General features: G+C 73.9%; 24 protein-coding genes. 13 read left to right on the top strand and 11 right to left on the bottom strand.

Annotated elements, in window-relative coordinates; translation table 11 throughout:
* Positions 1-16: 16 nt before the first annotated feature.
* Positions 17-2,533 carry a SpoIIE family protein phosphatase gene (locus ACFF45_RS18590; RefSeq protein WP_381347332.1) on the top strand — a complete coding sequence of 839 codons (2,517 nt, stop codon included), beginning with the start codon at positions 17-19 and terminating at the stop codon, positions 2,531-2,533.
* Positions 2,534-3,057: 524 nt separating this feature from the next.
* Here ACFF45_RS18590 and ACFF45_RS18585 read toward each other — a convergent pair.
* From ACFF45_RS18585 to ACFF45_RS18575, 3 genes are all read right to left on the bottom strand, one after another.
* Entirely contained in the window at positions 3,058-3,294 is a 237-nt protein-coding gene (locus ACFF45_RS18585) for a hypothetical protein (protein WP_381347330.1), read from the bottom strand.
* Positions 3,295-3,798: 504 nt separating this feature from the next.
* A complete protein-coding gene (locus ACFF45_RS18580; protein WP_381347328.1) occupies positions 3,799-5,322 on the bottom strand; it encodes a helix-turn-helix domain-containing protein in 1,524 nt (507 codons plus the stop codon).
* Between the two features lie 1,122 nt (positions 5,323-6,444).
* Entirely contained in the window at positions 6,445-7,302 is an 858-nt protein-coding gene (locus tag ACFF45_RS18575; protein WP_381347326.1) for an SDR family oxidoreductase, read from the bottom strand.
* Between the two features lie 459 nt (positions 7,303-7,761).
* Between ACFF45_RS18575 and ACFF45_RS18570 the strand changes: the two genes are divergently transcribed.
* From ACFF45_RS18570 to ACFF45_RS18560, 3 genes are all read left to right on the top strand, one after another.
* Positions 7,762-8,382 (top strand): L-threonylcarbamoyladenylate synthase, encoded by a 621-nt coding sequence (locus ACFF45_RS18570; RefSeq protein WP_381347324.1) that lies wholly within the window; start codon positions 7,762-7,764, stop codon positions 8,380-8,382.
* Between the two features lie 289 nt (positions 8,383-8,671).
* Positions 8,672-9,427, top strand: a complete 756-nt coding sequence (locus ACFF45_RS18565; RefSeq protein WP_381347322.1) for a dienelactone hydrolase family protein — start codon at positions 8,672-8,674, stop codon at positions 9,425-9,427.
* Positions 9,428-9,617: 190 nt separating this feature from the next.
* Positions 9,618-10,817 carry a glycoside hydrolase family 64 protein gene (locus ACFF45_RS18560; protein ID WP_381347320.1) on the top strand — a complete coding sequence of 400 codons (1,200 nt, stop codon included), beginning with the start codon at positions 9,618-9,620 and terminating at the stop codon, positions 10,815-10,817.
* A 482-nt stretch (positions 10,818-11,299) separates the two neighbouring features.
* Here ACFF45_RS18560 and ACFF45_RS18555 read toward each other — a convergent pair whose 3' ends face one another.
* Positions 11,300-12,268, bottom strand: coding sequence for a TauD/TfdA dioxygenase family protein (locus ACFF45_RS18555; protein ID WP_381347318.1), 969 nt, complete (start codon positions 12,266-12,268; stop codon positions 11,300-11,302).
* 282 nt (positions 12,269-12,550) lie between these two features.
* On the opposite strand from ACFF45_RS18555, the gene ACFF45_RS18550 reads away from it, so the two are divergent.
* The gene (locus ACFF45_RS18550) at positions 12,551-13,381 is read left to right on the top strand and encodes an aldo/keto reductase (RefSeq protein WP_381347316.1); all 831 of its coding nucleotides are present in this window, start codon (positions 12,551-12,553) and stop codon (positions 13,379-13,381) included.
* Positions 13,382-13,449: 68 nt separating this feature from the next.
* On the opposite strand, the gene ACFF45_RS18545 is transcribed toward ACFF45_RS18550, so the two are convergent.
* Positions 13,450-13,932 (bottom strand): peroxiredoxin, encoded by a 483-nt coding sequence (locus ACFF45_RS18545; protein ID WP_381347314.1) that lies wholly within the window; start codon positions 13,930-13,932, stop codon positions 13,450-13,452.
* 117 nt (positions 13,933-14,049) lie between these two features.
* A complete protein-coding gene (locus tag ACFF45_RS18540) occupies positions 14,050-14,574 on the bottom strand; it encodes a MarR family winged helix-turn-helix transcriptional regulator (RefSeq protein WP_381347312.1) in 525 nt (174 codons plus the stop codon).
* Between the two features lie 344 nt (positions 14,575-14,918).
* Here ACFF45_RS18540 and ACFF45_RS18535 point away from each other — a divergent pair, with 344 nt between their 5' ends.
* From ACFF45_RS18535 to hemC, 4 genes are all read left to right on the top strand, one after another.
* Complete coding sequence (locus ACFF45_RS18535; protein ID WP_381347310.1) at positions 14,919-15,608, top strand: response regulator; 690 nt, start codon at positions 14,919-14,921, stop codon at positions 15,606-15,608.
* 73 nt (positions 15,609-15,681) lie between these two features.
* Positions 15,682-16,665 (top strand): ATP-dependent DNA ligase, encoded by a 984-nt coding sequence (locus tag ACFF45_RS18530; RefSeq protein ID WP_381347308.1) that lies wholly within the window; start codon positions 15,682-15,684, stop codon positions 16,663-16,665.
* Positions 16,666-16,809: 144 nt separating this feature from the next.
* A complete protein-coding gene (locus ACFF45_RS18525) occupies positions 16,810-17,586 on the top strand; it encodes an NPP1 family protein (protein ID WP_381347306.1) in 777 nt (258 codons plus the stop codon).
* 50 nt (positions 17,587-17,636) lie between these two features.
* Positions 17,637-18,569 (top strand): hydroxymethylbilane synthase, encoded by a 933-nt coding sequence (hemC, locus tag ACFF45_RS18520; protein ID WP_381347304.1) that lies wholly within the window; start codon positions 17,637-17,639, stop codon positions 18,567-18,569.
* A 6-nt stretch (positions 18,570-18,575) separates the two neighbouring features.
* Here hemC and ACFF45_RS18515 read toward each other — a convergent pair whose 3' ends face one another.
* A complete protein-coding gene (locus ACFF45_RS18515; protein ID WP_381347302.1) occupies positions 18,576-19,097 on the bottom strand; it encodes a hypothetical protein in 522 nt (173 codons plus the stop codon).
* Positions 19,098-19,504: 407 nt separating this feature from the next.
* On the opposite strand from ACFF45_RS18515, the gene ACFF45_RS18510 reads away from it, so the two are divergent.
* Positions 19,505-20,320 carry a SigB/SigF/SigG family RNA polymerase sigma factor gene (locus ACFF45_RS18510; RefSeq protein ID WP_381347300.1) on the top strand — a complete coding sequence of 272 codons (816 nt, stop codon included), beginning with the start codon at positions 19,505-19,507 and terminating at the stop codon, positions 20,318-20,320.
* Here the strand turns inward: ACFF45_RS18510 and ACFF45_RS18505 are convergent.
* A complete protein-coding gene (locus ACFF45_RS18505) occupies positions 20,311-20,502 on the bottom strand; it encodes a hypothetical protein (protein WP_381347299.1) in 192 nt (63 codons plus the stop codon). The genes ACFF45_RS18510 and ACFF45_RS18505 overlap by 10 nt on opposite strands.
* Positions 20,499-20,642 (bottom strand): hypothetical protein, encoded by a 144-nt coding sequence (locus tag ACFF45_RS18500; protein ID WP_381347297.1) that lies wholly within the window; start codon positions 20,640-20,642, stop codon positions 20,499-20,501. The genes ACFF45_RS18505 and ACFF45_RS18500 overlap by 4 nt, the downstream gene beginning before the upstream one ends.
* Positions 20,643-20,766: 124 nt before the next feature.
* On the opposite strand from ACFF45_RS18500, the gene ACFF45_RS18495 reads away from it, so the two are divergent.
* Positions 20,767-21,573 carry a VOC family protein gene (locus tag ACFF45_RS18495; protein ID WP_381347426.1) on the top strand — a complete coding sequence of 269 codons (807 nt, stop codon included), beginning with the start codon at positions 20,767-20,769 and terminating at the stop codon, positions 21,571-21,573.
* 80 nt (positions 21,574-21,653) lie between these two features.
* Here the strand turns inward: ACFF45_RS18495 and glgX are convergent, their stop codons facing one another.
* Positions 21,654-23,771, bottom strand: coding sequence for a glycogen debranching protein GlgX (glgX, locus tag ACFF45_RS18490; RefSeq protein ID WP_381347424.1), 2,118 nt, complete (start codon positions 23,769-23,771; stop codon positions 21,654-21,656).
* 41 nt (positions 23,772-23,812) lie between these two features.
* Positions 23,813-24,325 (bottom strand): pep a2, encoded by a 513-nt coding sequence (locus ACFF45_RS18485; protein ID WP_381347295.1) that lies wholly within the window; start codon positions 24,323-24,325, stop codon positions 23,813-23,815.
* A 299-nt stretch (positions 24,326-24,624) separates the two neighbouring features.
* Here ACFF45_RS18485 and ACFF45_RS18480 point away from each other — a divergent pair, with 299 nt between their 5' ends.
* The gene (locus ACFF45_RS18480; protein WP_381347293.1) at positions 24,625-24,921 is read left to right on the top strand and encodes a DUF5133 domain-containing protein; all 297 of its coding nucleotides are present in this window, start codon (positions 24,625-24,627) and stop codon (positions 24,919-24,921) included.
* A gap of 68 nt (positions 24,922-24,989) precedes the next feature.
* Positions 24,990-25,522 (top strand): maltotransferase domain-containing protein (locus ACFF45_RS18475; RefSeq protein WP_381347291.1); only part of this gene is annotated, 533 nt, incomplete at its 3' end.

The raw sequence follows: 25,522 nt of genomic DNA, 5'->3' as shown, positions 1-25,522 counted from the left end.
GGACGAGGTAGGGCCGATGACTGGGAGCGCCGAGGGCCGTGACGGGACGCCCGGCGGGCCGGCCACGCTGCTGGCCGACGCCGCGGCCGCGGCGGTCCGCGCCGCCGGTGGCCACGCCTCGGGTGTCTACCTGCCCTCCGGCGCCCCCGGCGTGCTGCGGCTCGCCGTCCTCGTGGGGCTGCCCGGGCAGCTGTACCGGCCCTGGTGGCGGCTGCACGTGGACCGCCGGTTCCCGGTCGCCGACGCCTACCGGCTCGGCGTGAACGTGGTGCTGCCGAACACCACGGAGAGCATGCGCCGCTATCCGCAGTTCGCGGCCGGGCTGCCGTTCCCGATGGGGACGATCAACGTGCCGGTGCGGGGGGCGTCGGGCCCCTGCGGCGTGCTGACGGTGCTGCTGCCCGCCGCCTCCGACATCACCGAGGTACTGACCGAGCGGGACCGGGTCGTCGAGATCGCCGAGGAGCTGGGAGCCGCCGCGCGGCGGCTGGAGGCGGCGGGGGTACCGCTCGTCTGGGACGACGAACCGCTGTGCGTGCGACCGCCCGGCACCCGCCCCGGAACGGCCCGGATCGGCCGGATCTCCTGGCAGCCCACGACCGACGTCGTCACGGCCGACGACAGCGCGCGGCGGCTGCTCCGGCTCACCGCCGGGGACCGTCCCTGGGGTGCCGACGCCCTGGTCCGGGCCGTGGCCGCGGAGGACCGGGAACGCCTCGTGGACCTGCTGCGGGAGACGGCCGGGGGCAAGCAGCCGTCCGGGCCGCTGCCCCTGCGGACCACCGGGGGCGCGCGCCGGCTGGTGGAGCTGTGCGGCCCGGACACCGCCGCGGCCGGACCGGAGCAGCGGGTCGCCGGCGTCGTGCTGGACGCGGACTCGGTGGCCGACGCGGCCGCCGACCAGCTGCCGCAGGGCGTGCTCTGCCTGGACCGGCTCGGGCTGATCGTGTACGCCAATCCGCGCGTCGCCGAACTGCTGGGCGAGCCGCGGGCCCGGTTCCTCGGGCGCACGCTGTGGGAGGGGGTGCCCTGGCTGGGCAGGTCGGCGTTCGAGGACCATCTGCGGGCGGCGCTGCTGTCCCCCGGAGCCGTGCACTTCCACGTCAGACGGCCGTCGCCGGGCGCGCCCCGGACCGGCGCCGAGCGGTTCGAGCCGTACGACGGTGACTGGCTGGCCGTCTCCGTCCACCCCGGCCCCGAGTTCCTGACCTGCACCGTCGCCCCCGCGCACCGCGGTGCGCAGGCCCCGGTCCCGGCCGGGCGGCCGGACGGCCCCGGCGGCTGCGCCGAGGTGGCCGCGCCCTCCCTGGTGCACCGGCCGATCGTGCTGGCCATCGCGCTGACCGAGGCGACCACCGCCCGTCAGGTCTCCGCCGTGGTCATGCAGGAGCTGCTGCCCGCGTTCGGCGGCCGCCGCCTCGCCCTCTACCTGCTTCAGGAACGGCACCTGTACCTGGCCTGGGAGACCGGCTTCCCGGCGGGGTTCCTGACGCCCTTCGAGGGTGTCGGCCTCGACGCCCGGCTGCCCGGCGTGGAGACGCTGACCACCGGCCGGCCGCTGTTCTTCGACTCGATGCAGCAGCTGGCGGACGCCTACCCGGGCATCGCCCTGGACACCACCGAGGGGGCGCGCGCCTTCCTGCCGCTGATCGCCTCGGGGCGGCCGGTCGGCTCCTGCATCCTCGGCTTCGACCGGTCCCGCAGCTTCAGCACCGAGGAGCGCACGGTGCTCACCGCGCTCGCCGGGCTGATCGCGCACGCCATGGAGAAGGCCCAGCGCTACGAGACCGAGGCCGCGCTCGCGCGCGGGCTGCAACGCGCCCTGCTCCCCCGGCGACTGCCGCTCCACCCGCGGGTGGAGACGGCGGGCCGGTACCTGCCGGGCACCCAGGGCATGGACGTGGGAGGCGACTGGTACGACGTCGTGGAGGCCGGCGACGGGCTCGCGCTGGTGATCGGCGACGTGCAGGGGCACGGGGTGCAGGCCGCGGCGACCATGGGGCAGCTGCGCAGCGCGGTGCGCGCGTTCGCGCTCGACGACCGGCCGCCCGACGAGGTGCTGAGCGGCATCAACCATCTGCTCATCGACCTCGACCCCGGCCAGTTCGCGTCCTGCTGCTACGTCCGTCTCGACCCCGTCACCGGCCGGGCCCGGACGGCCCGGGCGGGGCATCCGCCGCCGCTGCTGCGCCGTCCGGAGGGCCGCACCGAGGTGGTGGACATCCCAGGCGGTGTGGTGCTGGGGGTGGACCCGGTCGCCCGGTACCCGGTGACCGGGCTGGAGATGGCGCCGGGTGCCGTGCTCGCGCTCTACACGGACGGACTGGTGGAGCGCACGGGGGACGACATCGACGTGGGGATCGGCGCGCTGCGGGTGGCGCTGGCCAAGGCGGGTGCGTCGGTGGGCCGGCCGGGCGGCCGTTCCCTGGTCGCCGTCGCGGACCGGCTCACGGCGGTGGCGCGGCACACCGCCGACCGGCCCGACGACATCGCGCTGCTGCTCGCCGCCCGCCGGACCGGTCACCCGGACTGAGCGCCGTACGGCCGCACGCCCCTTCGCCGCACCGCCGAGGGCGCACCGCCGTACCGCCGGCACCTGTCCGCCGCGCCACGCGGCGTGACCAGCCACGCCTCGTCCGGCCGGGGCGGGCGGACAGGGCACATGGTGTCCGCCCCTCGGGCCGGAACCGGACCCGGCCCGCCCGTCCCCCGCAGCACCGCACGCCGAGCGTCCGGTCCGGTACGCCGGCGCGCCGATCCGGGTGCGGGTGCCGCGCGACCGCAGCCTGGTCTGCGAGGTGTTCGACGGCGGCAGCACCGCCCCGCGTCCGCGGTGCGCGGCGATGACCGGCGAGGGCGGGCGCGACCTGTTCCCGGTCGCCCGGCCGGCCGTACGCCGGGGCACCCGCTACCTGCCCGGCGGCACGGTGATCCGGGCCGAGCAGCCGCTGCCGCAGGGCGCCGTGGGGGGCCGGGGCGGCGGCCCCGGCACGTACGAGGGCCCGGACACCGGCGTCGGGCGTCGGTGTCCGGGCCCCGGCCGGCCGGCAGGCCGGATCAGGCGCCGTCGAGCCGGGAGCGCAGGAGGGCCTTGCCCAGTTCGGCGCCCTTGCGGCTGTCCGCCTGGGCCTTGCGGAACAGGTCCGCGACCTCCGTGTCCTTCTCGCGCTCGGCGTCCTGGATGTACTGCTCCAGGCGCAGCGCGTTGCTCAGACACGCCTCCACGTACCAGATCAGGTTGTAGTCCTTGTCCGGCGTGCCGGTCACGCCGCCGGTCTCCGTGCCACTGGTCATCCGGGCCTCCTCCTCCACCGGTTCGGCGGGGTCCCTCGGACGCGGACCCCTCAGCCCGGCACGGGTACCCCTCGGACCGCCGGGCACACAGGGGGACCGGCGAGACGCGTCGAGCACGCGGACGGACGTCGAACTCGACCGCCGGGAACGCCGGACCGCACTCGGGGAGGGTGATTCAGACAACCATCACCGGAAACGGGCGGGAAGCGGGCGGATTCGAAGCCAAGTTGCCCCGCTTCACAGAAGACCGGTCGCCGCCGGTTGTACTGTGCTGCGCGTGCCTCGCCGCCGGGGCTCCGGGTCCCGTCCTGCCCGGCCTCTCCCGGCACCCGCGTTCGCGGCCGGCAGGAAGTGCCGGTACGGCTGCGGGGGTGACGCCGGATGCCGCCCGGGGCGCGACCGGTCCCCCGTTCCGGTCGTGCCCCTGCGGCGGCTGGCTCGAACCTACGTGCCGGGCCGGGCAGTTGTGAACCGTAGCCATGCCCGTTCGGACGCCGGGAGGACTCACCCGTGCACAGGTGCGTCCGGATGGCCCGGATTCGCCCCGTGCAGGGCGGGCTGGCCGAGGTCGCCGAGCGCCAGGTGGGCGAGCACGACCTCGTAGAGGTCGCTGCCTCCGGCCAGCAGCCGGCGTTCGAGGACGGGTTCTGCGCTGCGCACGTGCTCGCGCACGGTCTGCGGGTGCACGCCCAGCAGGTGCGCGGCCCGTTCGGCGTTGCCGCCGGCCGCGATCCAGGTGCGCAGGGTGCGGCGCAGGCTGCGGGTGTCCCGGTCCAGGCGGCGCAGGAGGTCACCGGCCCAGGTGCGCAGGGCGGGACCGGCCAGCAGGTCGGCCAGCCAGGCGTCCGCGCCGCCGTGGCCGCCGGGCTGCTGGGCGAGGCCCTCCTGGGTGTTCAGGGCCAGGTGGACGACGGCCCGGGCGGTGAGGTCGGACAGGTCGGTGCCGAGCAGTCCCTCGACGCGTTCCATCCGGGCGCGCACGGTGTTGCGGCTGACGCCGAGCACGGCGGCCGCGTTGACCGCGGTGAACTCCAGCCCCAGGCGGGTGGTGGCGAGGAGTTCGGCTCGGGTGTGGTGCGGCAGCGCGTCCAGGGGACGCAGGACGCGGGCCGCCCAGACGCGGAGCACGGCCGGGTCCATGAGGCGTTCGGGGTGGGTGCGTTCGGCGTACACCGCCGTCTGGTCGGGGCGGACGTGCGCCACGGCCAGGGCGCTGACGGCCTGGCCGTAGGCGGTGGCGGTCTGGGCGAGACTCTGCCGGGCGCTGCCGCCGAGGTAGGTGCCGGGGCGGCCGCCGACCAGCGCCCGCAGTGCCGCGGCGGCGGCCTCGCCGGGCGTCACGACGATCACCTGCGCGTCGACGGCCGGGCAGCGCACGACGAGGGCCTGCTCGGAGGTGGCGGTGAGGCACTCCTCGGCGAGCCGGTCACGGTCCTCGGGGTGGCTCTCGGCGACGTAGACGCAGGCCGTGTCCGTGTCGAGCAGGCCCGGCCAGAGCCCGGCGGCGACCCGGCGGGCGGAGACGGTGTCCTCGACCATCAGCAGTTGCAGGATGGCCAGCCGCAGGTCCGCGGTGGCGCGGCGCAGCCGGTGCCCGGCCGCGGCGCTCTCCCGGGCGCGCAGCAGCAGTTCGAGGACGCCGGCGGTGTGGGTGACGATGTCGGCGGTGCGCCGGTCGAAGGGGTCGGGACGGGAGACGGCCAGGACGCCCGCGGTCGCGGCGTGCGGGAGGTCGACCCGGACCAGCCGCAGGTGGCGTCCGTGGTCCTGCAGCGCGGCGGAGGCGATCCGGCCGGCGGTGACGTCGGCGACCAGGGCCTCGTCGAGGGGCGTGCGGGTGCCGGCGAGCAGGGTGCCCGCGCCGTCCTGGAGCGCCACGTCGGCGTCCGCGGCCCCGGCGAGCCAGGCCACGACCTTGCGGACGTCGCGTCCGGACGGCCGCAGATGGTCGAGCAGTTCCCGCGCCCATGTGGCGTGCGTGCCGTCGGCCCCGTCCGTGCGACGGTCCTCGCCCTGTCGGCCGGCCACCTCGTCTCCCTGCCCCTTGACCTCGCTGCGCGCCCGCGCCGGGCACATCGGTCGGGGACCTTACCTCACGGTGCGCCCCGGTGGGCCTCCGCTTTCTCGCGGAGCGGGCCGGTGTCCGTACGCACGTGAGTCGGCTCCACGGTACGGACGAGTTCGGGTACCGCCCTCGAACCGGCAGTCGAAGGCTCACCCCCACCCGGGACGGCCTCTCCTCGCAGGCCACGTCCGTGTATCAGCCCACCACCGGCCTGAGCGTCGAACGACTGTCGGAGCCAAAAGAACTCGGTGCGCTGGTGCCCGCAAGCCTTGCTACGGACAGGCCGGCGGGGCGGGCGGGGAACGGGCGGCCACGGGCAGTTCGACACGGGAGGTGCAGGGTGACCCTGTCCCCGTCGCGCTCACGCGGCCGGTCGCTGCCGCGCTCGTCGAACTGCACGACGCAGGCAGCGCCTTCCCCCGCCGCTGCCTGCCCGGGGAAAGCATGACCAGCTCTGCCCTGCCGAGCGCCCGGACAGCGCCCGCGCTGCCCAGCACCACCGACGCGGCCGCCGGACGACCGGCTGCATCGCGAGCAGGGACACGACCCCTGCTCGACGAACGTCTTGCGGGAACAGCTCTTCCGGTCGCAGTAGTACGGGCGGACCCACAGCCGGGCCCCCTGACATGGTGAGAGCCCGGCGGCCGCTCTTCCACGATGCGTCGGTGGGTGCCGCGCACGCGCGCGCCCGGCCCGCTCCAGCCGTCGGCATCTCCTCCCCCACCGGGGCGTGCAGGAGTCCCTCATCCGCTCCACCCGCACACCCATTCCGGGAAACGGCACGTCCTCAGCCGCCTTGCGGGAAGGCACAACCAGCCACCCGGGCGGTGAAGGTCACCGGGCCGGGTGGTCGGGGCAGAGGCGCCGCCACAGGGCGGAGGCGCCGGCCAACGCCTGGCCGCGGTCGCCCCGGTCCCGGATCCGGCGGCCCGGCACGTGGCGGCCTCGGTGGCGGCTTCCTCTCGGCGACTGCGTCGGCGGTGGCGGCTCCCGCGCGCGGACGGGTCACCGGTCTTCCAGCCGCCGTCGTCGCCGTGGGGCCCGGTCCCGGGCGGCCGGTCACCGAGGTGACGCCGGGATCGAGGTCAGGCCTTCGCGGCGTCGAGCTCGCGCTGGACGTACTCGCGCAGCGTGGTCGGCCGGCGGCCGAGCAGCCAGGTCAGCACGTTGGGGTTGCCCGTGATGCCGTAGCGGCTGTAATGCCCGAAGAGGCGGTACATGATGTCGTAGGGGAACTCGGCCTCCGCCAGTCGCTGGCGCTCGGGACTCACGAGGTCGCTGAGCGCCTGGACCTCTGCGACGACCGGCCGGCCCGACAGCTCGGCAAGGACCTCGGCGATCTCGTGGCCCGTGACGTAGTCGCTGCCCGACAGCTCGTACGTCGCGTAGTGGTGGTGCGGGTCGCCGACCACACGCGCCGCGACCTCGGTGACGTCTTCGAGGTCGACGTGCGCGAGGCGGGAGTCGGCCGAGTGCGGCTTGGCGTAGACGCCGGACGCGACGGTGCCGGCGACGTCGATGTTCTGCAGGTAGTGCATCGGCTGCAGGATCGTGAACGGGATCGGTGACTCGATCACGGCGCGCTCGACCGCGAGCTTGGCCTGGTGGTTCAGCAGCTGCTCGATCTGCGGGTGGACCACGGAGAACTGCACGAAGTGCTGTACGTCGTGCCGCCGTGCCTCCGCGACGACGGCGCGGCCGATGTCGGCCTCGCGGTGGTGGAACAGCGGACCGATGTGGACGACCGACTCCACCCCCTCCATCGCCTTGCGGAGCTCGGCCGGCTCCAGGAGGTCGGCCACGACGGTCTCGGACGCGCCGAGGTCACGGGTCTCATGGACCGACGGGGCGATGTCCGCGGCCCGGACCTCCTTGCCCTCACGGGTCAACGCGCGAATCAGGCTCCGGCCGGTGCGGCCACTTGCTGCGGTTACGAGGATCACGACGAGCTCCCCAGGAGATCGGTACAGGTCAAGCTATGTGTATTTGATATAACACTGGCCCGGCCCGCTTGGGAACCTTTCGTTCCGGCGACCTGAGGCCGAGTGAGGGTGCTCGGCCGGATCACCCCAGCTCACCGGCCCCATCGCTCGCACGAACCCCTTGGCGCACGTCTCACAGTGTGATCACATATATCGACTGACCGGTGAGCGGGCGGCGCGAACCCACGCCGGCCGGGCGGGCCATTCGTCGTGTCCGGTGACGCTCCGGTGTCGCGGTGCAGCCGGAACACGCCCTCCGAGGCCGAGCGGCGGGCGTTTCCCGCGTTCTGCGAGGATGCGCCGGGACGGACACGAGGAGCGGGATGGGTATGGAGACATAGGCACCTCAATGTACTTATCTGCCGCAGAGCCCCCGGCCGGCTCCATCGGCAACCGGCCCGCCCGGCATAAGCTCGGCAGATGGCGAAGTACTACGACGTGCACCCCGACAACCCCCAGCCGCGCACCATCGCCCAGGTGGCCGACAGTGTCCGGTCGGGGGCGCTCATCGCGTACCCCACCGACTCCTGCTACGCGCTCGGCTGCCGGCTGGGCAGCAAGGACGGCATCGACCGGATCCGGTCCATCCGCCGGCTGGACGACCGGCACCACTTCACCCTGGTCTGCCAGGACTTCGCGCAGCTCGGCCAGTTCGTGCAGGTGGACAAGGACGTGTTCCGCGCGGTCAAGGCGTCCACGCCGGGCAGCTACACGTTCATCCTGCCCGCGACGAAGGAGGTGCCGCGCATGCTGCAGCACCCCAGGAAGAAGACGGTCGGCGTGCGCATCCCCGACCACGTCGTCACCCAGGCCCTGCTCGCCGAGATCGGCGAGCCGCTGCTGTCCAGCACGCTGCTCCTGCCCGACGAGGAGGAGCCGCTGACGCAGGGCTGGGAGATCAAGGACCGGCTGGACCACGTCCTGGACGGGGTCGTCGACTCCGGGGACTGCGGGACGGAACCGACGACGGTGGTCGACTTCTCCGGGGGCGAGGCCGAGATCGTACGTCGCGGGGCGGGCGACACCGCACGGTTCGAGTAGCCCGGCTCGACGGCGGGCACGCCGGCCTCCTCCGCTCCCACCCGCGCACGCACGACAACAGCCCCGCCCCCACTCGTCGCGGACACGACAGCAGCCCCCACGCCCACCCACGGCAGTCACCGCAGCCGCCCCCGCCCCGCCTCCGCCGGACACGGCACTCGGCCCCGCCGTCCCGCCGCGGGTGAGGGCGGCCGGCCCGGCTCTTACCCGCGCGTGTCACGATGACCGCCGCCGGGCCCGTCGAGCCGAGGGGCCCCTCGCCGCAGACCGCGCAGAAAGGCAGCCCGCCATGACAGCCGTACAGGGAACGGACGTCGACATCCCCACCGAGGACGGCACCGCCGACGCCTATCTGACCCACCCCGACGACGGCGGCCCGCGTCCGGCGGTCCTGCTCCTCATGGACGCCTTCGGGCTGCGGCCGCAGCTGAAGGCGATGGCCGACCGGCTGGCCGGGGCGGGATACACGGTCCTGGTGCCGAACCTCTTCCACCGCCACGGGCGCGCGCCGGTCGCCGAGTTGCCCGAGTTCATCGACGACGCCTCACGCGAGGGTCTCTTCGGGCAGATCCTTCCGATGATGCGGGACTTGACGCCGGAACGCGCGATGCGCGACGCCGGCGCATACCTGCGGTGGCTGGCGCAGCGCCCGGAGGCGGCGGACGGCCCGGTCGCGGTGACCGGCTACTGCTTCGGCGCGCGGCTGGCGCTGCTCACCGCCGGGACGTATCCGGACCGGGTCGCGGCGGCGGCCGGTTTCCACGGCGCGCACCTGGCGACCGACACGCCCGACAGCCCGCACCTGGTGGCGGACCGGGTCAGCGCGGAGCTGTACTTCGGGCACGCCGACCACGACCCGTCGCTCCCGCCGGAGCAGGCGCGGCGGCTGGAGGAGGCACTGACGGCGGCCGGGGTGCGGCACCGCTGCGAGGTCTACCCGGACGCGCCGCACGGATTCACCCAGGCCGACACCGCGTCGTACCACGCGGAGGGCGACCGGCGGCACTGGGCGGCGCTGCTGGATCTCCTGGACCGCACCTTCTGACCGGCGCGCCGAACCGGCGTCCCGTTCCGCCTCCCCGACGACCCGACGGCGGTGCCCCGACCGGCGGCACCGCCTTTTCCTTCGTCGTTCCTTGTTGAACTTATTGACATGCACGCACCTTGGCGTGACGCTGAGAGCGCTCTCACAACAGGTACGGACCAATTCCCCCCACATCGCACGGAGGTGGAGAGTGCTAGCCAGCCTCACACACCGGCTCCTCACGGCGGCCGCGGCGGCCACCCTGCTCGGCGCCCTGTTCACCGTCGGATCGGCACCGGCCGCGGACGCCGCGGTGCCCGAGACGATTCCCCTGCAGATCACCAACAACTCCGGCCGCGGCGAGCCGGTGTACGTCTACACGCTCGGCACCTCGCTGACAACCGGTCAGCAGGGCTGGGCCGACGCCGACGGCACCTTCCACGCCTGGCCGGCCGGTGGCAACCCGCCGACCCCGGCGCCGGACGCGTCGATCCCCGGCCCGGCCGCCGGGCAGTCCAGGACCATCCGGATCCCCAAGCTGTCCGGACGGATCTACTTCTCCTACGGCCAGAAGCTCGACTTCCGCCTCGCCACGGGCGGTCTGGTGCAGCCGGCCGTGCAGAACCCGAGCGACCCGAACCGGAACATCCTCTTCAACTGGTCCGAGTACACGCTCAACGACGCCGGCCTGTGGCTCAACAGCACACAGGTCGACATGTTCTCCGCGCCCTACTCGGTCGGGGTGCAGCGTGCCGACGGCCAGGTCAGCACCACCGGCCGGCTGAAGGCGGGCGGCTACAACGCGGTGTTCGACGCGCTGCGCGCCCAGCCGGGCGGCTGGGGCGGGCTGGTCCATACCCGGTCGGACGGCACCGTCCTGCGGGCGCTGTCGCCGCTGTACGCGGTGGAGACCGGAGCCCTTCCGGCGACGGTGATGAACGACTACATCGACCGGGTCTGGCAGCGGTACGCCACGACGACGCTCACCGTCGCCCCGTTCGCCGATCAGCCGAACACGAGGTACTTCGGGCGGGTCTCCGGCGGCGTGATGAACTTCACCAACAGCTCCGGCGCGGTCGTCACCAGCTTCCAGAAGCCCGACGCGAGCAGCGTCTTCGGCTGCCACCGGCTGCTCGACGCCCCCAACGACCAGGTGCGCGGCCCCATCTCGCGCACGCTCTGCGCGGGCTTCAACCGCTCGACCCTGCTCAGCAACGCGAACCAGCCGGACACCTCGTCGGCGAACTTCTACCAGGACGGGGTGACCAACCACTACGCCCGGGTCATCCACGACCGGATGGCCGACGGCAAGGCGTACGCCTTCGCCTTCGACGACGTCGGCCACCACGAGTCGCTGGTCCACGACGGCGATCCGCAGCAGGCCTACCTGACCCTGGATCCGCTCAGCTGACTCCGGTGCTCCCCGGTCCCGTACGCGCACGACGCGCGTGCGGGACCGCGGCACGCACCGGCTGCGCCCCCGGTCACGTCTCCTCGGACTCGCCGCGTGCGCAGGCGTCGTCGGTGTCGGCGAAGTCGATGCCCGCGTCCAGCGCCTTGTGGATGATGCGCAGGGAAACGTCGTGGCCGGGGTTTCCCATGGCGCCGTACATCGCGGCGCCCAGGCAGTGGGGGCTGGACCTCGACGCCGGGCCGGCCCGGCGTGCGGTGGTGCATGGTTCTCGCCCCCGTCACCGCCCTCTTCCGCCGCGAGGGACCAAGAGGCCCACCGCACGAGGAAGGGCAGCACCGGCGGACGGCCCCGCACCCCCGACGGCGCGGCCCGCGAGCGCAGCCGCGCACTGCTCCTTCGGCCTGCTCAAGTGGTGGCGGGGCCGGCCGCCCGGTACGACGAACTCGCGGAGTCGGGAGACGAGCCCTCGGGACGGTGCCTCACCAGCGTCCCGGCTCGGTGCCGGTGAGCGGTTCGGAGGAGCTGCCGTCGACGCCGACCGGGACGTCACCCGCCAGCATCACCCGGTGCATGATCCGGGGATGGCCGAGGTGGGCGCTGTCCCCCGGGGCCAGATGGATGGTGGCGCGGTTGTCCCAGAAGGCCACGCTGCCCGGCTCCCAGCGGAAGCGGACCGTGTACTCCGGGCGTACGGCCTGCTCCAGCAGCATCTCCAGCAGCAGCCGGCTCTCGGCGCGGGAGACGCCGGTGATCTGCTCGACGTAGTAGCCGTTGACGAACAGCACCCGCTCGCCCGTCTCCGGGTGGACCCGCACCAGCGGGTGGACCGAGGCGACCTGATGGTCCAGCAGGTGGCGGAGGTAGGCGTCGTCGCCGGGCCGGGGCTGGTAGCCCACGCCGAGCCGGTGCTCGGCGCGCAGGCCGTCCACGAACCGCCGTACGGGCGCCGACAGTCCGGCGTAGGCCGCCGCCAGGTTCGACCAGGTCGTGTCGCCGCCGTACGGGGGTACGGTCTCCGCGCGCAGGACGGTGGCGGCCGGCGGGTCGACGCGCGCGCCGTGGTCGCAGTGCCAGCCGCGCAGCGGGGTGTGCCGGCGCCGGCGCAGCCACTCCTCGTGTTCCATGCCGAACCGCCCGCCCAGTTCCAGCCGGTCGGCGGTCGTCTCGATCTCCGGGAAGCCGGCCGGCGAGGCGCTCCCCCGCCGGCCGGGCACCACCGGTTCGCCGAACCGCCGCGCGAACGCCACGTGCGCGGCGTGGTCCAGCCGCTGGTCCCGGAAGAACACCACCTTCCAGCGCAGCAGGGCCGCCCGGATCGCGGCCACCTGGGCGTCGCCCAGGTGGCCGGCCAGGTCGACGCCGGTGATCTCGGCGCCGGCGTACCCGGCGACGGGCCGCACCTCGAGGCCCTCGACCCGCTCCCCCACCCTGGCCCCGTCCGTCGTCATGCGCCCTCCGATGGTCGTCCTGGCCGACTCCGTGCCCGGCTCCGCGATCGGCCCCCTGGACCCCCGCCGAGGCGGGGTCCCCGAGGCGCCATGGAAGATCGTGTCAGCGATCCGCCGCCGTGGCGACAGTGCCTCGCCCGCGCACCGGCGCCCCGGCGCGGGCCGCGGCCGGCGCGCCGCGCACGCGGGTCCGGTCCGTCACTCCCCGGCCGGTCCGCGGCGGCGGGCCCGGCCGGGGCCGCCCATACTGTCGGTACGGCACAGTCGAGCGGAAGAGGGACCGTGGACGGCATTCCGGCGCACACGCTCAACGACGGCACGACGCTCCCCGCCCTCGGCCTGGGCACCTGGCCGCTGGACGACGCCCGCGCCGAGCGGGCGGTGCTGACCGCCCTGGACCTGGGCTACCGCCTGATCGACACGGCGGTGAACTACCGCAACGAGACGGGCATGGGCCGCGCCCTCGCCCGCAGCCGTGTCCCGCGCGAGGACGTCGTGGTGACCACCAAGCTCCCGGGCCGGCACCACGGCCACGCCGAGACGCTCGCCTCTTTCGAGGAGTCCCGGCGCCGGCTGGGGCTGGAGCGGGTCGACCTGTACCTGATCCACTGGCCGCTGCCCCGTGTGGACAAGTACGTCGAGTCCTGGCGGGCCATGATCGAGCTGCGCGAGCGGGGTCTCGTCCGGTCCATCGGGGTCTCCAACTTCACGGTCGAGCACATCGAGCGGCTGGAGAAGGAGACCGGGGTGCTGCCCGCCGTGAACCAGATCGAGCTGCACCCGTACCTCCCGCAGGAGGAACTGCGCGCGTTCCACGCCGAGAAGGGCATCGTCACCGAGAGCTGGTCCCCGCTGGGCCGGGGCACCGACCTGCTCCGGGACCCGGTCGTGGTGACCGTCGCGGAGGCCCTCGGCGTGACGCCCGCCCAGGTCGTGCTGCGCTGGCACATCCAGCGGGGCGCGCTGCCCATTCCCAAGTCGGCGGACGCCGAGCGGCAGCGGCAAAACCTCGACGTCTTCGGTTTCACGCTGACCCCCGAGCAGATGCAGTCCGTCGCCGGCCGCGTTCCCCAGCGCACCGGCGGGGACCCCGAGGTGCACGAGGAGTTCTGACAGGGGTGCGGCGGGCCCTGCCGTACGGCCGCACGCGGCCGGTGCCGCGCCGGACGCTGCCGCGTCAGTCAGCCGCTCCCGGCAGCGCGTCGGGCGCGCAACGCGGCCAGGGCCCGGTCGGCGTGGGTGTTCATGCGCAGTTCGCTGCGGACGACCTCCAGGACGGTGCGGTCCTGGGCGATGACGAAGGTGACCCGCCTGGTGGGGGCCAGCTGGAAGCCGCGCTGCACACCGAGCCGGGCGCGGACCGTGCCGTCCGCGTCGGACAGCAGGGGCATGCCGAGGGTGTGCCGCCCGGCGAACTCGGCCTGCCGCCCGACCGGGTCACCGCTGATGCCGACGGGCCGTGCGCCGACCGCGGCGAACTCCGCAGCCAGGTCGCGGAAGTGGCAGGCCTCAGCGGTGCAGCCGGGGGTGAGGGCGGCCGGGTAGAAGAAGAGCACGACCGGCCCGTCGGCGAGCAGGTCGGTCAGCCGGCGGGGCGTGCCCGTCTCGTCCGGCAGTGCGAAGTCCTCGATCGTGTCGCCGACGCGCGGCTGGGACGGGGGCACGGTTCCTCCTCGGGTCGCCTGCCGCGTGATCCTACTCGGCGGTAGTGCGGGGGCGGCGCCCCGGCGGTGTCTGCTCGGCGGCAGCGCGGGGGCGGCACCCCGGCCGGCGCCCCGGGCTCAGGAGGAGGGGGTCGCCTGGGCGGCGGCGTGCTGCTCCAGGTCGTCCTCGGCCGCCACCGCGAGGAAGTCGTCGACCATCCGGTGGAACAGCTCCGCCAGCCGCCCCAGTTCCTCCGGCGACCACGCGGCCAGGGCCAGCTGCATGCCGCGCGCCCCGGCCTCCCGGATCCGCCCGATGGCCTGGCGCCCGGTCCCGGTGAGCTCGATGCGCTGGGCGCGCCGGTCGTCGGGGTCGGGGACGCGGGTGACGTACCCGGCCCGCTGCAACTGCTGCACCGTACGGGTGACGTGCGAGGCCTCCACCCCCAGCCGGTTGGCCAGCTCCCCGGGGCGCAGCGGCTCCGAGTCCGCGACCTGCCGCAGCAGCGCCACGGCGGCGCGGTCCAGCGGCACGTCCGCCAGGGACATCAGACGGTCGTGCTGCCGGGCGCGGGTGCTGAGGTAGGTGATCCGGGTCAGGGCCCGCTCGATCTCGACGATCTCGGGGGACACGGGGCCCGGGGGGAGCGGCGGTGTGGGCATGCCACCCACTTTACCATCTCGTTGCCTAACTCAACTAAACTGCCCGGCCGCCCGCATCCGTTCCCGGCCCGGGGCCCGCCGCCCTTCCGACCCGTTCCGCCCCGCGCTCGCCGCGCAGCAACCAGGCCGGGCAAGCCCGCGGGCGACGGCGGCGGCCTCGGCGCCCTGTCCGGTCCAGCGGGCGAGGGCCGGTCTCCCGGCCGGGGGTGACGGAGGCATGCGACCACCCTCTCTCTTCCGTGCCCCGGCCCAGTAACCCCTGCGCGCTTGCCTGACTCAAGTAAAGATATGGCCGGCCGCGCCGCACCCGCCTTTCCCGGTATCCATCGCCCACCATGGGACGTATGACCATCCGCGTGCTGCTCGCCGACGACCAGGCCCTGCTGCGGGCCGCCTTCCGGATCCTGATCGACTCCTGCGACGACATGGAGGTGGTGGGCGAGGCCACCGACGGCACCGGGACGATCGAGCTCGCCCGCGCCCACCGGCCCGACCTCGTCCTGCTGGGCAGCCGCCTGCCCGCCGGCGACGGCCTGGCCGCCACGACCGCCGTCTGCGCCGACCCGGACCTGTCCGCGACCCGCGTGCTGCTGCTGACCACCTCCGAGATCGACGAGGACGTCGCCGAGGCGCTGCGGGCCGGGGCGAGCGGGTTCCTCTGCGAGGAGGCCACCGCCGACGCGCTGCTCGACGGCATCCGGACCGTGGCGGCCGGCCGGTCGCTGCTCTCCCCGCTCACCACCCGCGCCCTGGTCACGCGCTTCCTGGCCGCCCCCGCCGAAGGCGCCCGGCTCGCCGCTCCGGAGGACCTCGCCGGGCTGACCGCCGCGGAGCGCGAAGTGCTGGGCCGGGTGGCCGAAGGCCGCTCGGACGCGGAGATCGCGGAGAGGCTGCTCGTCAGCCCGCCGGACGTGCGCGCCCACCTGCGCCGGACGATGGCCAAACTGGGTGTCCGGGACCGCGCCCAACTCGTGGTGGTGGCCTATCAGTCGGGACTGGTACGGGCCGTGCCGCCGCCGTCCGGGACACGCTGACCCCGCCCTCCGTTCAGGGGAAACCTTCGGGCGGGGCGCGTGGCGCCGCCCCGCCCCGTCGACACCTCAAGCCGTGACCCTGCCGCTGATCGCCCCCATGCTCGCCACGCCCGGCACGCTGCCGCCCGCCGCCCAGGACGCGCGGTGGGCGTACGAGACCAAGCAGGACGGCCAGCGCGCGGTCGTGTACCTCCCCGGCGACGGAAGCCTGGTGCTGCGCGCCAGGTCCGGTGAGGAGATCACCGCCGCCTACCCCGAACTGCTGCCCCTCGGCGACGCCCTCGGCGGCACCCCCGCGGTGCTGGACGGGGAGGTGCTGGCCCTGGACGAACAGGGGCGCGCCGACTTCCAGTTGCTCCAGTCCCGCATGGGGCTGGCGCACGCGCCGGCGCGGGCGGCGCGCCGGGCCGCGGAGGTGCCGGTGCACCTGGTGCTGTTCGACGTGATGCACCTGGCCGGACGCTCCCTGACCGGGCGCTCCTACGCACGCCGGCGCGCCCGGCTGGAGGAACTGGGCCTGGCCGGACCGTTCTGGTCCACGCCGGGTGCGCTGGTGGGGCACGGCGCGCAGGCCCTGCAAGCCACCCGCGAGCACGGTCTGGAGGGCCTGGTCTGCAAGCGGCTGGACTCGGTGTACGAGCCGGGCGTGCGCTCCCGGGCCTGGATCAAGATCCGCAACATGCGCGGCGAGGACGTCGTCGTGGGCGGCTGGCAGCCCGGCAAGGGCCGGCTGACCGGGCTGCCCGGGGCGGTGCTGGTCGGCCAGCGCGACGCCGCCGGGCGGCTGCGCTACGTCGGCAGCGTGGGCACCGGCTGGAGCGAGGCCGAACGGACCGAACTCGCCGCCCTGCTGCGGGAGTACGCCAGTGACGTCTGCCCCTTCGACCCGGCGCCGCCGGCACCGGGCGCGCGCTGGGTGCTGCCCCGGCTGGTCGGCGAGGTCCGCTACAGCACCCGTACTCGGGCCGGGCTGCTGCGCCAGCCGTCCTGGCTGCGGCTGCGGCCGGACCTGACGCCCGACGAGTCCGCGGCCGACCTGCCCGACCAGCCGGCCTGACGAATCGTCAATACACAAGATTTGAACTGCACTTCACCAGTGGGACGCCTGTGACCTCTTGGCGCGGACGATGATCCTCCGCGAAGCTGAACCGCCCTTTCCCCCCACAGCCGTCCGGCCGCGCCGGACCACGAGGAGGACGCAGTGTCGTCGCAGAAGTCCGCCACACGCCGCAGGAGATGGCTCACCGGTCTCGGTGGTGCCGTCGCACTCGTCGTCGCCTTCCCCGCCACCGCCTTCGCCGCCCCGCCGCCCGCGCTGCCCGCGAACGCCGACAGCCTGGAGCGGACCTACCAGCCGGCCTTCGACTACGACACGGACGGCTGCTACTCGTCGGCCGCCATCGGCGCCGACGGCACCGTCAACGGCGGCCTGAACCCGACCGGGGCGCTCAACGGCAGCTGCCGGGACGCCTCGGACCTGGACAACACCAACAGCTACTCGCGCTACAAGTGCAACAACGGCTGGTGCGGCTTCCTGTACGGCCTGTACTTCGAGAAGGACCAGGCCGTGCCGGGCAGCAGCATCGGCGGGCACCGCCACGACTGGGAGCACGTCGTGGTGTGGGTGCAGGACAACCAGGTCAGGTACGTCTCGACGTCCAACCACGGTTCGTTCACCGTGCACAACGCCTCGGCGATCCGCTTCGACGGCACGCACGCGAAGGTCGTCTACCACAAGGACGGCATCAGCACCCACTGCTTCCGGGCCGCCACCGCCAACGACGAGCCGCCGGAGAACCACAAGGGGACCTGGCAGTACCCGCCGCTGGTCGGCTGGAACGGCTACCCGGCGGGCATACGGGACAGGCTGACGTCGTACAACTTCGGCAGCGCCAACTTCGGCCTGAAGGACAGCAGCTTCGCCTCGCACCTGGCCTCGGCGAAGCCGTCGGGCATCCCCTTCGACCCCAACGCCTGACCGGCGTCCGGGTCGCCCCTCGGGGGCCGGCGACGGTCTATCGTGTCCGCATGCCGGTCCCCGAACTGATCCGCGTCGTCTCCCGTGACTCCCCCATGGCACTCGCCCAAGTGGCGCGGGTGCGGGGGGAGTTGGCCGCCCGCTACCCCGGGGTGAGAACCGAGGTCGTGCCGGTGAGGACCACCGGCGACAAGTGGCTGGGCGACCTCTCCCAGGTCGAGGGCAAGGGCGCGTTCACCAAGGAGGTGGACGCGGCCCTGCTGGCCGGCGCGGCCGACCTCGCGGTGCACTGCGTCAAGGACGTGCCCGCCGACCGGCCGCTCCCGGCGGGCACGGTGTTCGCGGCGTTCCTGGAGCGGGACGACATCCGCGACGCGCTGGTGCACCCGGACGGCCTGACCCTGGACGAGCTCCCGGCCGGCACCCGGATCGGCACCTCCTCGGTGCGCCGGGCCGCCCAGCTGGCCGCCACCCGTCCGCACCTGGAGTGCGTACCGTTCCGCGGCAACGCCAACCGGCGGCTGGCCAAGCTCGCCGCCGGCGAGGCGGACGCGCTGCTGCTCGCCGTCTCCGGGCTGGAGCGGATCGGCCGCGAGGACGTGATCAGCGAGGTCCTCTCCCCCGAGGTGATGATGCCGCCGATCGGCGCGGGCATCCTCGCCCTGCAGTGCCGCGAGGGCGACACCGACCTCATCGACGCCGTCAGCGCCCTGGGCGACCCGGACACGCACCGGGAGGCGACCGCGGAGCGGATGTTCCTGCACGTACTCCAGGGGCACTGCAACAGCCCGATCGCCGGGTTCGCGCGCGTCGATCACGGCGAGCTCTCCCTGCGGGCCTGCGTGTTCACCCCCGACGGCAAGACCCGCCTGAACGCCCACGAGTGGGCGGGGCGGCTCGACGCGGCCACCCTGGGCACCTCGGTCGCCGTGGCGCTGCTGCGGCAGGGCGCCCGGGAGATCATCGACGGCATCCCGCACTGACCGGCGTCAGGCGGTGCCCTCCTCCGCCTGGTCGCGCAGGAAGTTGCTCACCTGGTGGGCCAGGCTCTCCCGGCCCGGTCCGGCGGGCGCGCAGGGCGTGCCCTCGTGCAGTCCGATGCCGCCCGCCCACAGCCGGCGCTCGGCCCAGTCGTCGTCCACCCGCAGCTGGATCTGGACGTCCACCTGCGCCAGGGCCGCCTCCGGCCCCGCCGCGTACAGCACGGCGGTGGCCCGGCGCAGCGGATAGACGTCGTAGCCCTCGATGAACTGCGAGTTGCGCCAGTCCAGGAACGCGCCCTCCCCGTCGGGGCCGATGCGCACGTCGATCTGGCCGTCCTCCAGGTGGATGCCGAAGCGGCGGTCGCCGCGGTTCTCGACGGTCACCCGGAGCCGGAAGTACGCCAGCCCCTCGGCGGCGTCGTCGCGTCCGCGCGGCGGCTCGGCCCGCTCAAGACGGTGGACGCGGACCCGCAGACCGGCATGCTCGTCGTACTCCTGCCAGTCCCCGACCACGTTCGGCTCGTACACGCTCCACCTCTCGCCCTCTCGAAGCTGCTTCCTATCCGTGGGCTCAGCGCACTGTCAAATGGGCGGAATGGGCTGTGGCCAGGGATTTCCGGGACTTGATCGGTGATCAAGCCGTGCGCAGGGAGAATCCCCGCCGGCCCGGACACGGGCGTGCCGCACATCACGTCCGGGGCCGGCCGCGCCGGAGGCGACGACGGAAGGTCCCGACCCCCGGGGAGAGCTGCGGCCGACCCGAGAAGTGTTTTGTATGCTTTTACACAGGGAAATCCTTTTTCAGTGCTTCGGACAGGAGGCACGTCCGTGGGTACCGGCCCGCCGTCCCCGCACGACTCCTCCCGAGCCGTCCAGGCGCGCCACCCGGCCCGCGGGGTCTGTCCACCCGGCGCCTGCTGAGGGAGGCGCGCATCATGCGTACCGCCAGCAGAACGAAGCAGCACCCCCACGACGACGCCCCCGACACGGCCGCGGACTTCGCACGCCTGCGGCGGCTGCCCGACGGCCCCGAGCGCAAAGCCCTGCGCGACGAGCTGGTACGGGTCTGGCTGCCCATGGCCGAGCGCATCGCCGTACGGTTCCGGGGCCGCGGCGAAGCCCTGGAGGACCTCTACCAGGTGGCCGCCCTCGGCCTGGTCAAGGCCGTGGACCACTACGACCCCGCACGCGGCCGCGCCTTCGAGGCGTACGCCGTGCCGACGGTCACCGGCGAGATCAAGCGGCACTTCCGCGACCACATGTGGACGCTGCACGTCCCGCGGCGGGTCCAGGACCTGCGCAACCGGGTGCGGCGCGCGGCGAAGGAGCTCGCGCAGACGACCCCCGGGCGGCCGCCCACCGTCGCCGAGATCGCCGCGTACGCGGAGCTGACCGAGAGCGAGGTGCGCACCGGGATGGAGGCTCTGGAGTGCTTCACCGCGCTGTCCCTGGAGGCCGAGATGCCCGGGACCGACGGGTACGCCCTGGCGGACGCGATCGGCGGGCTCGACCCGCGCTACGACGTGGTGGTCGACCGGGTGGCCGTCGCCCCCTGTCTGCAGGCCCTGCCCGAGCGCGAGCGGACCATCCTCTACCTGCGCTTCTTCCGGGGCATGACGCAGAGCTGCATCGCGCAGCAGCTGGGCATCTCGCAGATGCACGTCTCCCGGCTGCTGAGCGCCTGCTTCGCCCGGCTGCGGGAGGAACTGGTCGCCGGCCCGCCGGAGGACGGCGGTGCTCCTCAGTCCTGAGCTGTCCCGGGGATCCGCCTCGGACCGTACCGGTCCGGGGCGCCCTCCGGTTCGGCACGGATCTCCGGGGGCAGCCGCCGGTCGCGGCCCCGGAGCAGGATCGGCTCCGCGACCGCGCGCACCGTGAGGTCGGTGTGCTGGGAGACCTCTTCCAGCACCGCCCACCCCTGGGCGGGTGTCACCCCCCCAGCGCCACCACCATGCCGATGGCCCGGTCGACCACGGCATGCGCGCTGACAGCCTCCTTGAGCCGGGCGGTCTCGTCCTCCAGCGCCCGCAGCCGGTCCGTGTCGCCCGCCGGATCATGCGGTACCCGTGCCACCCTTGCATCCTGCCACCGCGACTGACGCGTGCCACCGGGGTACTCGGCAGGCGCCATGACCGGTTCCGGTTGGACACTGGTGTCGAACCGGTGGCTGCCGGTCGACGAGACCAGGACGACTGCCATGCAGCAACACGACACGACACCCACGACCGGGCCGACGGACCTCGCCTCCACCCGCACCGCCTTCGGCACGCCCTGCTGGGTGAGCCTGACCAGCCGCGACCTGCGGGCCACCGAGGCGTTCTACACCGCCGTACTGGGCTGGGAGTGGCGCAAGGCCAAACTCGGCGACCACTTCCGGATCGCCCTGGCGGACGGCGCGCCGGTCGCCGGCATCGCCGCGGTCGCCGCCATGTGGCACATGGCGGTCGCCTGGACGCCGTACTTCGCCGTGCGCAGCGCGGACGAGGCGGCGGGCCGGGCGCAGGAGCGCGGCGGCACGGCGGCGGTCGGCCCGATCTCGCTGCCGCCCGGCCGGGCCGCGCTGCTCGCCGACCGCGACGGGGCCACCTTCGGCATCTGGGAGGGGGAGCTGCTCACCGACTGGGAGACCTGGCGCCGCGCCGCGCCGGCCTTCATCCGGCTGCACACCCGGGACGCCTTCGACGCCGCGATCTTCTACGGGGAGGTGCTCCAGTGGGCCTCGGCGGGCCCCGGCTGCTGCGAGGTCACCTACGAAGCCGAAGAGGTGGTCCTGCGCAGCGGAGGCGACGTGGTGGCCCGGATCGAGTCCGGCGCCCTGGGGTCGGCCCCCGACCCCACCATCCGGCCGCACTGGCAGATCCACTTCGCGGTCGCCGACGTGGCGGCCTGCGCCCGGGCGGCGGAACACCACGGCGGCAGCGTGCTGCGCCAGGACGCCGGCGAGGCGGTGCTGCGCGACAACGACGGGGCGCAGTTCACGGTGACCACGAGCCGCGAGCCGTAGGACCCGCCCCGGCCGGGAGGCCGGCGCGCGACGGCGGTGAGGATCCCTCACCGCCGTTCGCGCGTCCGTGCCGCGTCGTGCTACCCGGGGGGCGCGTTCCGCGACGGCCGTGACAGCAGCACCAGGCTGCGCGCCTCGACCGTGAGGCCGGTCCCGGCCTTGTGCTCCGTCTCGTCCGGCGGGCCCTGCGGGTCGGCGGTGTCGATGAGGGTGGTCCACCGTTCGCCGTAGGCGCTGTCCGGCAGCCGGAAGCCCACCGGTTGCCAGTAACTGTTGAGGAGCAGCAGGAAGGAGTCGTCGGTCACGCGGCGGCCGTGGGCGTCGGGTTCGGCGATGGCGTCGCCGTTGAGGAAGACGCCCATGGAGTGCGCGTCGGAGCGCTCCCAGTCCTCCTCGGACATCTCGGTCGCGTCCGGTTGCAGCCACACCAGGTCGGGCAGCGGCTGCCCGGCGTGCGTGACCGTCTCGCCGCGGAAGAAGCGCCGGCGGCGCAGGACCGGGTGGGTGGCGCGCAGCGCGATGACGTACCGGGTGAAGTCGCGCAGGTCGCGCTGGTCGCCGGTCAGCCGCCAGTCGATCCAGGAGACCTCGTTGTCCTGGCAGTAGGCGTTGTTGTTGCCGCCCTGGGTGCGGCCGAGCTCGTCGCCGTGGCACAGCATCGGGATGCCCTGGGACAGCAGCAGGGTGGCGAGGAAGTTGCGCTGCTGGCGGGCGCGCAGCGCGAGCACCGCCGGGTCGGCGGTGTCGCCCTCGGCGCCGCAGTTCCAGGACCGGTTGACGCTCTCGCCGTCGGCGTTGCCCTCGCCGTTGGCCTCGTTGTGCTTGTCGTTGTAGCTGACCAGGTCGCGCAGGGTGAAGCCGTCGTGCGCGGTGACGAAGTTGACGCTGGCCCGGGGCCGGCGCCGGCTGTGCTGGTACAGGTCGGACGAGCCGGTCAGCCGGGACGCGAACTCGCCGAGCGTGTGTTCCTCACCGCGCCAGAAGTCCCGTACCGCGTCCCGGTACTTGCCGTTCCACTCCGACCACAGCGGCGGGAAGTTGCCCACCTGGTAGCCGCCCTCCCCCACGTCCCACGGCTCGGCGATCAGCTTGACCCTGCTGATGACGGGGTCCTGCTGGATCAGGTCGAAGAACGCCGACAGCCGGTCCACCTCGTGGAACTGCCGCGCCAGCGTGGCCGCCAGGTCGAAGCGGAAGCCGTCGACGTGCATCTCGGTGACCCAGTACCGCAGCGAGTCCATGATCAGCTGGAGTACGTAGGGGTGCCGCATGAGCAGGCTGTTGCCGGTGCCGGTGGTGTCGTAGTAGTGCCGCCAGTCGCCGTCCACCAGGCGGTAGTACGAGGAGTTGTCGATGCCCCGGAAGGAGAGCGTGGGTCCCTTCTCGTTGCCCTCGGCGGTGTGGTTGTAGACCACGTCGAGGATGACTTCGAGCCCGGCCGCGTGCAGCGCCCTGACCATCGACTTGAACTCGGCGACCTGCTGCCCCCGGGTGCCGTGCGCGGCGTAGGCGTTGTGCGGCGCGAAGAAGCCGATCGTGTTGTAGCCCCAGTAGTTGGACAGGCCACGGTCCTGGAGGTGGCCGTCCTGCACGAACTGGTGCACCGGCATCAGCTCCACCGCGGTGACCCCCAGCGAGGCGAGGTGCTCGACGACCGCCGGGTGGGCGAGTCCGGCGTAGGTGCCGCGCAGGCCGGGCGGCACGTCCGGGTGGGTGCGGCTGAGCCCGCGGACGTGCGCCTCGTAGATCACCGTGTCGGCGTACGGCCGCCTGAGCGGGCGGTCGTCGCCCCAGTCGAACGCCGGGTCGGTCACCACGCCCAGCATGGTGTGCCCGGCGCTGTCGGCCGGGTCGGGCCCGGACGCCGAGCGCTCGTAGAGCGAGGGATGGTTGTCGATCTGCCCGTCCACGGCGGTGGCGTACGGGTCGAGCAGCAGCTTGGCGGGGTTGCAGCGCTGGCCGCCGGCCGGGTGCCAGGGGCCGTGCACCCGGTAGCCGTAGCGCTGGCCGGGCCCCACACCGGGCAGATAGGCGTGCCAGACGAAGCCGTCGACCTCGGTCAGGGGGACGGTGCGGTGGCGCTCCCGGTCGTCGACCAGGACGAGTTCGACGCGTTCGGCGACCTCGCTGAAGAGCGCGAAGTTGGTGCCCGTGCCGTCGTACGAGGCGCCCAAGGGATAGGGGTGCCCGCTCCACACGGGCACCCCGTCCTTCCGGTCCGGCTTCTTCGGCTGCGTCGTCACCGCGCGTCCTCCAGGGCGCCGCCCGGCGGGTCCGCCGGGGTGGCAAGGGTGGTGACCGGGGTCGTGCGGGGCACCTGGAGCACCTCGCGCAGGCTGGGCGCGGGGGCCTTGGGCACCAGCGGGACGCGCTGGCCGGCGCGGGCCCGCTGCGAGAACCAGATGACCTTGCTGCCGGTGTCGGTGGCGCAGCAGCCCCAGCCGTCGCTGACGGCGGCGATGTGCTCCAGGCACGCCCGCAGGTCCTGGTCGGGGCGGAGGTCCTGGTCGTTGTCGCCGACGGCGGTGATCAGGTGCTGGCCGTTCCACCACATCTCGATCGACGTGTGCTTGTCCGTCGCGTGCTCGTCGATGGCCTCCAGCAGCAGCTCGGCGCTGCGGCAGACGGGCTTGACCAGCGGTTCGAGGTCCCAGTAGGTCAGGTGGGCCGCCAGGATGCGGCTGACCTGTCCGACGCGTTCCGGGCTGACTTCCACATCGAGGTGGTAGTAGCAGGGCACTGCGGTCTTCATCGTGTGGCTCCTCACCGGCGAGGCTCTCGCTCCCTCGCCCTAGCGGGCCGGGCCCCCGAACACGAAGCGTGAGTGACGATCGCTTCTGAGTCACCTCAACACTGCGGGCGCTGGTCCATTCGTGCAACACGAGCGAACGGGTGAAGTGATTGAAGGTCCAACAAGACGCTGGGTCGCCGCGCGTGCACCATGAGTGAAGGCCTCGATCGCCGTAACGGATCCGTGCCCCCTCGCGGGCGTGGCCGCCGGCCCGACCGTCGGGAACGTGCCCATCGAGCGCCCGGAAGGTGAACGGCGCCATGCTGCTACCCGCCAGAGCCGAAGTCACCCGGCAACTGCGGCGGTACCGGGCCTGGGAACGCGCGATGCTCGCCGCCCCCGCCGACAGCGCGGTGCGATCCGGCTTCGAGGACTCCGGTTACACCCTCTGCGTGCTGATGGGCAAGCGCTGCGCACGCGAGGCCGCCGGCGCGGCCGAGCGCTATCTGCGCACCACGCCGACCCCCTGCCTGCGGCACGAGACCTGCCGTCCGCGCCCGGACCGCGTCCCCCGCCGTCAGGCTTCGGCGGGCCGGCACAGCCGGGCGGGGCGTTAACTTCCGCAGGTGCAGGATCCCGAGCCGGGCCGCGGGGCCCGGCTCCGAGTACGACGGAGGTGAGACCCATGAGTACGACTGAGGCCATCGGCCGCATTCCGGTCCGGGACGTCCATCCGGCGGTGGATCGCGGCAGGCGCCCGGCGAAGGCCGTCCCCGGAGAGACGTTCCAGGTCACGGCCACCGTGTTCCGCGAGGGCCATGACGCGGTCGCCGCCAACGTCGTCCTGCGGGATCCCGAGGGCCGGCCCGGTCCCTGGACGCCGATGCGCGAACTCGCCCCCGGCACCGACCGCTGGGGCGCCGAGGTCACACCGGACGCCGTGGGTCTGTGGACGTACTCCGTCGAGGCGTGGAGCGACCCGGTCACCACCTGGCGCCGCGTCGCCGGCATCAAGGTGCCCGCCGGCCTCGACACCGGCCTGGTCCTGGAGGAGGGCGCCGCACTGTACGAGCGGGCCGCCGCCGACGTCCCCGAGCGGGCGGCCCGCTCGGTCGTGCTGGACGCCGCGCGGACCCTGCGGGACGACACGCTGCCGGTCGCCACCCGCCTCGCGGCGGCGCTGACGCCGGAGGTGGACGCGGTGCTCGGGCGGTTCCC

This window comes from Streptomyces cinereospinus (assembly GCF_042430725.1).
GTDB lineage: Bacteria > Actinomycetota > Actinomycetes > Streptomycetales > Streptomycetaceae > Streptomyces > Streptomyces cinereospinus.
Note: the sequence above shows the minus strand (reverse complement) of the source record. Positions and strands in the feature narration are given on the sequence as shown.

Bases quoted from the DNA above. Each gene is read 5' to 3' on its own strand.
- ACFF45_RS18590 (WP_381347332.1), top strand. From the start codon at position 17: ATGACTGGGAGCGCCGAGGGCCGTGACGGGACGCCCGGCGGGCCGGCC.
- ACFF45_RS18585 (WP_381347330.1), bottom strand. From the start codon at position 3,294: ATGACCAGTGGCACGGAGACCGGCGGCGTGACCGGCACGCCGGACAAG.
- ACFF45_RS18570 (WP_381347324.1), top strand. From the start codon at position 7,762: ATGGCGAAGTACTACGACGTGCACCCCGACAACCCCCAGCCGCGCACC.
- ACFF45_RS18565 (WP_381347322.1), top strand. From the start codon at position 8,672: ATGACAGCCGTACAGGGAACGGACGTCGACATCCCCACCGAGGACGGC.
- ACFF45_RS18555 (WP_381347318.1), bottom strand. From the start codon at position 12,268: ATGACGACGGACGGGGCCAGGGTGGGGGAGCGGGTCGAGGGCCTCGAG.
- ACFF45_RS18540 (WP_381347312.1), bottom strand. From the start codon at position 14,574: ATGCCCACACCGCCGCTCCCCCCGGGCCCCGTGTCCCCCGAGATCGTC.
- ACFF45_RS18535 (WP_381347310.1), top strand. From the start codon at position 14,919: ATGACCATCCGCGTGCTGCTCGCCGACGACCAGGCCCTGCTGCGGGCC.
- hemC (WP_381347304.1), top strand. From the start codon at position 17,637: ATGCCGGTCCCCGAACTGATCCGCGTCGTCTCCCGTGACTCCCCCATG.
- ACFF45_RS18510 (WP_381347300.1), top strand. From the start codon at position 19,505: ATGCGTACCGCCAGCAGAACGAAGCAGCACCCCCACGACGACGCCCCC.
- ACFF45_RS18495 (WP_381347426.1), top strand. From the start codon at position 20,767: ATGCAGCAACACGACACGACACCCACGACCGGGCCGACGGACCTCGCC.
- ACFF45_RS18485 (WP_381347295.1), bottom strand. From the start codon at position 24,325: ATGAAGACCGCAGTGCCCTGCTACTACCACCTCGATGTGGAAGTCAGC.
- ACFF45_RS18480 (WP_381347293.1), top strand. From the start codon at position 24,625: ATGCTGCTACCCGCCAGAGCCGAAGTCACCCGGCAACTGCGGCGGTAC.